Raw genomic sequence first — 971 nt, 5'->3', positions numbered from 1 at the left:
AGAGTGTATCAACATGCTCACGAAGTTCGTTAATTCCTTCGATGGCAAATTGTCCACGTTTGCTTCCTTCAAAGCCAAATGGACGAGTTACAACACCGACTGTCAAAGCACCAAGACTTTTTGCAATACGAGCGATAACTGGTGCAGCACCTGTACCAGAACCACCACCCATACCAGCAGTGATGAAGACCATGTCAGCACCGCTGATTGCTTCTGTCAATACTTCTTCGCTTTCTTCTGCAGCTTTACGACCAACTTCAGGTTGACCTCCTGCCCCAAGTCCGCGTGTCAATTTAGGGCCGAGCTGGATAACTGTCTCAGCTTTTGTACTGCTCAAAGCTTGTACATCTGTGTTGGCTGCTATAAATTCAACGCCAGAAACGCCTTCGTCAACCATACGGTTGATGGCATTTCCACCACCGCCGCCGACACCGATTACTTTAATTACTGCACCTTGTGCTGCTGCTGTATCAAATGAAAATGTCATATTTATATTCCTCTATTTTATTCGTCAAACATGCTTCCAATCAAGCTACGGAAACGATCCGTTAATTTACCTTTGCTCTTCTCTTCTGATTGAAGAGGAGCCACTGGTTCAACAGATTGAGTTGTTTCAGGCTCGGGAGTTGTCACTGTATTAAATACTGGTCGTGGAGAAACAGGTGAAACTGGTTGCGCTGAACTTCTAAAGTCAATCGGTTGGTGGCGTAAACTTTCGTCACCTCGAATTGCTCGTTGTGCCAAAATATTCACTTCAGTAAGACTACCAGCGAATTCTGACAAACTGATGACATGGGCAAAAGCAGGGTTGCGAATCCCAACCTGATTTGGTACGAATAACTTAACGCGTACTCCAAATACTTCTTGGGCCAATTCAACGACACCTGGAAGAAGGGCATTCCCACCAATTAAGACAATACCTCCTGGCAAGTCTAATAGGTGACGTCTTTCCAAGTCTTGCTTAATTTGCT

The 971-nt window shown here is 45.0% G+C and carries 2 protein-coding genes; both read right to left on the bottom strand.

Translation table 11 applies throughout. The features are described from left to right. The coding region (locus HMPREF2795_RS10015) for a cell division protein FtsZ (RefSeq protein WP_398578199.1) at nucleotides 1-487 on the bottom strand (487 nt) is incomplete at its 3' end. A 17-nt stretch (nucleotides 488-504) separates the two neighbouring features. Further along, a partial coding sequence (locus HMPREF2795_RS10010; RefSeq protein WP_186822908.1) for a cell division protein FtsA C-terminal domain-containing protein occupies nucleotides 505-971 on the bottom strand: 467 nt, incomplete at its 5' end.

The sequence above is a fragment of the Streptococcus sp. HMSC056C01 genome, from assembly GCF_001811305.1.
Lineage (GTDB): Bacteria > Bacillota > Bacilli > Lactobacillales > Streptococcaceae > Streptococcus.
Note: the sequence above shows the minus strand (reverse complement) of the source record. Positions and strands in the feature narration are given on the sequence as shown.